We start from the raw sequence: 5941 nt of genomic DNA on the forward strand, positions 1-5941 counted from the left end.
AGATGTGTATAAGAGACAGGGGCTCGGGCGGGCGTCGTCCGGGACCGGGGTGCCGTCGTGGGTGGGAGCGGTCGCCCGCTCGTCGGCGCCGTCCGGGCCGCCGGCGGTCGCCGGGGCGGGGCGTGCCGGCTTGGTGGCGGAAGGGGCCGGCGCGGTCCCGGTAGTCGGCGCCCCGGTGGTCGGCACCCCCGGGGCCGGCGTCCCGGTGAGCGGTGTGTCGGTGGTCGGCGCATCGGGGAGCGGTGTGTCGGTGAGCGGTGTGTCGGTGGTCGGCGCCCCGGTGGACGCGGCCTCCGGGTGCGGCGCGGTCACGTGCGGGGCGGTCAAGGGCGGCGCTGCCACGTACGGGGCGGTTACGTGCGGGGCCGTCCCGGTGCGGGAGACCTCCGCGGTGATCGCGGCGGCCAGGGCGTCGCCGCCGTGGTCCGCGCCGGTCGAGAGGTGGTCCATGACCCGGGCGAGGGTGGCGTCGGCGTCGCGCGGCACGCCCAGGCGGTCGAGGACGCGGTGCAGCCGGGCGGCCTCGGTGCGCCAGGTGCGGTCGACCACCTCGTCCGGATACTCCTGCCAGTCCACCGGCGCCCAGCTCGGCCCGGGGCGGGCCGGGCCGCCGTGGAAGAGCCGGGCGGCCAGCAGCGAGGTGGCCTCGTCGACCAGGCCCGGCTCCTCCAGCAGGTCGCAGGCGGGGCGCTCGCCCAGCCGGGAGGCGTACCCCTCGGCGAGCCGGTCCCGCCGGGACAGCTCGGTCAGCGCCGAGACGACCCCCGCGTCCAGCCGGGACGGCCAGCGCCCCATCCGCCAGGCGGGCAGCGCCACCCTCGTCAGCAGCCGGTCCCAGCCCGCGTACGCCAGGCCGACCTGCTCCTGGGCGGCGATCCGCAGCCCGTAGTCCACCGCCCGGGCGCGCTCCGAGCCGGCGGCCGCCACTCCCCGCTCCATCTCGGCGGCGTGGGCGCGGCAGGAGCGCAGCAGGATCCGGGCCACCGCGCCGGTGAACTGCGCGCCCCACCGGCGTACCCCTCCCCGGCCCGCGCCCGGCTCCGGGCGCTCGACCGCGGCGACCGCCGCGTCCAGGCCGCGGACGAACCGGCGGGCGGCGGCTATGTCCGGGTGGGCCGAGGGGCCGGTGCCGGCGACCACCGGGGCGAGCACCGCCCGCAGCTCGGCCACCCGCATCCACCACAGGAAGGGCGAGCCGATCACCAGCACCGGCGGGCCGTCGGCGCCACGGCCGCGCCCTGCGCCGGGTATGGCGCGGTCCTCCAGCCAACTGTCGCAGTCCGGGGTCAGCGCTATCGCCGAGGGCGCCGGCACGTCCATCCGCCCGGCGAGGTCGTGGACCAGTCGGTACAGGTCGGGGGCGGACTCCTCAGGGATGTCCACCGTCGGGGTGCGCGCCGGCCTGGCGCGGGCCACCACCGCGGCCACCGCCGCCCCGGCCGCCAGCACGGCCACCGCGAGGACCGAGACCGCCCAGCGCGCGGCGTCCCAGCCCGCGCCGGTCAGCCGCCCGGTCGCGCCGCCGGCCAGCAGCACGACGGCGACCGCCGCGGGCAGCAGGGCCACGGCCGTCGCCCGTCCGCGCACCCGCAGCACGGACAGGGCACGGGCCCGGGCGGCCTGTGCGCCCCGCTCCTCACCCATCCCCTTCGCGAGATCTGACACGGCTGTACGTCACCCCCTCCTGCCCTGCCTCGGGCTGCCTCGTGGCGGCGTCGGTCACGTTCCCCACTGTGGCACCCGCCACTGACATCGCAATGCCGGTGGGCCAAGTGCCGGAACACGCCGAAACGCCTGCGCGGCACCCTAGTCAGGGCACCGGCAGGCGTCATCCGGATGGCTCAGTCATCACTCGATGGAATGGCTTTGGGCAAAGCTGAGGGCGGATTCCGGACAGAAGTGCGGGCCGGGGATCCGCCGCCGCGGCCGAGTCAGTCTCCGGCGGCGGTGCGGGCGATGTCGGTGCGGTGCTGGGAGCCGTCCAGCCGGATGCGCTCCACCGCCGCGTAGGCACGGCTGCGCGCCTCCGCCAGGTCCTCGCCGACGGCGGTGACCGACAGCACGCGTCCGCCGGCGCTGACCACCGCGTCACCCTCCTGCCGGGTGCCCGCGTGCAGCACGTAGGCGTGCGGGGCGTCCGCCGCCGCGACCTCGTCCAGGCCGGTGATCGGATCGCCGGTGCGCGGAGTGCCGGGGTAGTTGTGGGAGGCCACGACCACGGTGACGGCGGCGGATTCGTGCCAGGTCAGCGGCGGCTGGCTGTCCAGCGTGCCGTTGGCGGAGTGCAGCAGCACCCGGGCAAGCGGGGTGCGCAGCCGGGCCAGCACGACCTGGGTCTCGGGGTCGCCGAAGCGGGCGTTGAACTCGATCACCCGCACGCCGCGGGAGGTGATCGCCAGGCCCGCGTAGAGCAGCCCGGAGAACGGCGTGCCACGCCGGCGCAGCTCGTCCACGGTGGGCTGCAAAACGCTCTGGAGCACCTCGTCCACCAGTTTGGGGTCGGCCCACGGGAGCGGCGAATAAGCGCCCATGCCACCGGTGTTGGGGCCCTCGTCGCCGTCCAGCGCGCGCTTGAAGTCCTGCGCGGGGGTCAGCGGCAGCACGGTGCTGCCGTCGGTGATCGCGAAGAGCGAGACCTCCGGGCCGTCCAGGAACTCCTCGATGACGACCCGTTCGCAGGAGCGGGCGTGCGCACGGGCCTGCTCGACGTCACTGGTGACCACGACGCCCTTGCCGGCGGCGAGCCCGTCGTCCTTGACGACGTAGGGAGCGCCGAAGGCGTCCAGCGCGGTGTCGATCTCCTCGGGGGTGGTGCAGACATACGAGCGGGCCGTCGGGACCCCGGCCGCGGCCATCACGTCCTTGGCGAACGCCTTGGAGCCCTCCAGCCTGGCGGCTTCCTTGGACGGGCCGAAGCAGGGGATGCCGGCGGCCCGCACGGCGTCGGCGACGCCGGCGACCAGGGGGGCCTCCGGGCCGATGACCACGAGGCCGGCGTCCAGCTCGCCGGCCAGCGCGGCCACGGCGGCGCCGTCGAGGGCGTCCACCGGGTGCAGCTCGGCGACCTCCGCGATTCCGGCGTTGCCGGGCGCGCAGTGCAGAGCGGTGACGTCGGGATCGAGGGAGAGGGAGCGGCACAGGGCGTGTTCGCGGGCGCCGCCGCCGATGACGAGGACCTTCACGCGAGCCAGGGTAGCCCGCGGCCGGGGCGGCCCTTTGTGCGGGCCGCCAGCCGGACGGGCCCTCCGCCTTCGTAGCTTCGTCCGGACCGCTTCGTCGAGGCTCCGCCGAGGTCAGGTCGTGGGTGGTGTTTCACGTGAAACACCACCTGCGTCCGGCCCCCGCCCGCTACTCGTTGGTGTACTCCTCCACCACGGTCGCGCCGAGCTCGCGCACGATCAGGTCGTGGCCGGAGAGCGCGGAGTCCACCAGGTCGGGGTCGTCCTCCTCCGGTACGTCGTCCTCCAGGCGCACCGGCGGCCGCGAAGGCGGGGCGACCGGCGCCCGGTCGCCGCCGCCGGCCGACCGATCCGCCGCATACCCGGAGCCGCCCGCCCCGGACGCACCGCCACCGCCACCGCCCTGGCCCCCACGCGCCCCCGATCCACCCGATCCAGCCGATCCGCCGGATCCACCGGAGCCGCCCTGGTCGCCGTGACCGCCAGACCCGCCCTGACCGACCGCCGCAGGAGCCGGCGGGGCCGAGGCCCGAGGCGCCCCGCCCGCCTGCCCACTCGGAGCACCCGGACCGCCGCCGTGCCCGCCGGACCCGTATCCCGAACCGGGGCCGCCGCCGTAACCGCCGCCGTAGCCACCACCGCCCTGGCCGCCTCCGTAGCCGCCGGACGGTCCGCCCGAGCCGGGCGGGGGCGGCGGAGCCGAGCCGCCGGACGGATCGACGATCGCCTCGATCTTCCAGTGCACGTTGAACTGGTCGGCGAGCGCCTGGCGCAGCACGTCCTCACTGCCGCTGCTCGCGAAGTTGTCCCGGGCGCCGGCGGTGAGGAAGCCGAGCTGGAGGGTGGTGCCGTCGAACCCGGCGACCTGGGCGTTCTGGCTGAGCAGGATCCAGGTGAACCGGCGGCGGCCCTTGACCGCCTCCAGGACGTCCGGCCACATGTTCCGCACCTGCACCGCGCCCTGGGCCATGCCGGGCGAGCCCGCCCCGGGCTGCCCGCCCCCGGTCGCCGCCGGCGCGGCGGGCTGCGGGGCGGCCGGCGCGGCGGTCCGGCTGCCCGGCGCCGACGCGGACGGCCAGGCCCCGGGACGCCCCCCACCCTGCGTACCGCCACCGCCCTGCGTACCACCACTCTGCGTACCGCCACCGCCCTGCGTACCGCCACCGCCCTGCGTACCGCCCGGCTGGGAGCCGGGAGCGCCGGCGGACGGCCAGGCGCCCGGCCGTCCGGACGAGGAAGCCGGGGCCGACGGCTCGGCCGCGACCTGCGGCTCCGGCGCGGGCGCAGGCGCGGGCGCGGCGGGCGGCTGAGCGGACGCGGTCGGCGCGGGCTGCAGGGCCTGCGGGACATGGGCGTCGGGCCCGGGCACGTACCCCACGGCGGGGCCGGGGCCGGGCTGCTGGAAGACGGCGGCCGGGGCGGGGCCGCTGCGCTCCAGCTTCTCCAGCCGGGCCAGCAGCGACCGCTCGTCGGTGAACGCGGCGGGCAGCAGCACCCGGGCGCAGATCAGCTCCAACTGGAGCCGCGGCGAGGTCGCGCCGCGCATCTCGGTCAGCCCGGTGTTGACCAGGTCGGCGGCGCGGCTCAGCTCGGCCGCGCCGAACACCGAGGCCTGCGCCTGCATCCGTTCCACCACGTCGGCAGGGGCGTCGATGAGCCCCTTCTCCCCCGCGTCCGGCACCGCCGCGAGGATCACCAGGTCGCGCAGCCGCTCCAGCAGGTCGGTGACGAAGCGGCGCGGGTCGTTGCCGCCCTCGATGACCCGGTCGACCACCTCGAAGGCGGCCGCCCCGTCCCCGGCCGCGAAGGCGTCCACCACGGAGTCCAGCAGCGAGCCGTCGGTGTACCCGAGCAGACCGGTGGCCATGGCATACGTCACACCGTCCTCGGCGGCGCCGGCCAGCAACTGGTCCATCACCGACATCGAGTCACGCACCGAACCCGCGCCGGCCCGCACCACCAGCGGGAGCACCCCGTCCGCGACCGGGATCCGCTCCTTGCCGCACACCTCGCCCAGGTACTCCCGCAGCGTGCCGGGCGGCACCAGGCGGAACGGGTAGTGGTGCGTGCGGGACCGGATCGTCCCGATGACCTTCTCCGGCTCGGTCGTCGCGAAGATGAACTTCAGGTGCTCCGGCGGCTCCTCGACCACCTTCAGCAGGGCGTTGAACCCCGCCGAGGTGACCATGTGCGCCTCGTCGATGATGTAGATCTTGTAGCGGCTGCTCGCCGGGCCGAAGAACGCCTTCTCCCGCAGGTCCCGGGCGTCGTCCACGCCTCCGTGCGAGGCGGCGTCGATCTCGATGACGTCGATCGACCCGGGGCCGTTGCGCGCCAGGTCCTGGCAGGACTGGCACTGGCCGCACGGGGTGGGCGTGGGTCCCTGCTCGCAGTTCAGGCAGCGCGCGAGGATCCGCGCGCTGGTCGTCTTCCCGCACCCCCGCGGCCCGCTGAACAGATACGCGTGGTTGACCCGGTTGTTGCGCAGCGCCTGCTGCAACGGGTCGGTCACATGCTCCTGCCCGATGACCTCGGCGAAGGTCTCGGGGCGATAGCGGCGGTACAAGGCGAGGGACGACACGCTTACGACGATATCGGGCCCCACCGACAACCGGCCGGGCCCGCCCGTCCGCGCACCGCCCCGCCGGACCGACCGCACCCACCCGCGCACCGCCCCGCGGAACGCAAAGGGCCCCCCACGCACCCGCCAGAGCCGACCTACCCTTGCTGCCTTCCGGCCCTGGGGGAGTTCAGTCAGAGAG

General features: G+C 76.0%; 3 protein-coding genes and 1 other RNA gene. All 4 read right to left on the reverse strand.

Translation table 11 applies throughout. From position 1 onward, the window contains the following. A partial coding sequence (locus C6N75_RS20870; RefSeq protein ID WP_258177519.1) for a M48 family metalloprotease occupies positions 1–1644 on the reverse strand: 1644 nt, incomplete at its 3' end. Positions 1645–1931: 287 nt separating this feature from the next. Beyond that, positions 1932–3182: a phosphoribosylamine--glycine ligase gene (gene purD, locus C6N75_RS20875; RefSeq protein WP_105870440.1), complete on the reverse strand. Its 1251-nt coding sequence runs from the start codon at positions 3180–3182 to the stop codon at positions 1932–1934. A gap of 166 nt (positions 3183–3348) precedes the next feature. Beyond that, complete coding sequence (locus tag C6N75_RS20880; protein WP_105870441.1) at positions 3349–5760, reverse strand: DNA polymerase III subunit gamma and tau; 2412 nt, start codon at positions 5758–5760, stop codon at positions 3349–3351. A 101-nt stretch (positions 5761–5861) separates the two neighbouring features. Next, positions 5862–5941: signal recognition particle sRNA small type (ffs, locus tag C6N75_RS20885), an RNA gene on the reverse strand; the annotation flags it as partial.

Origin of the sequence: Streptomyces solincola (genome assembly GCF_002982015.1) — a bacterium.
GTDB lineage: Bacteria > Actinomycetota > Actinomycetes > Streptomycetales > Streptomycetaceae > Streptomyces > Streptomyces solincola.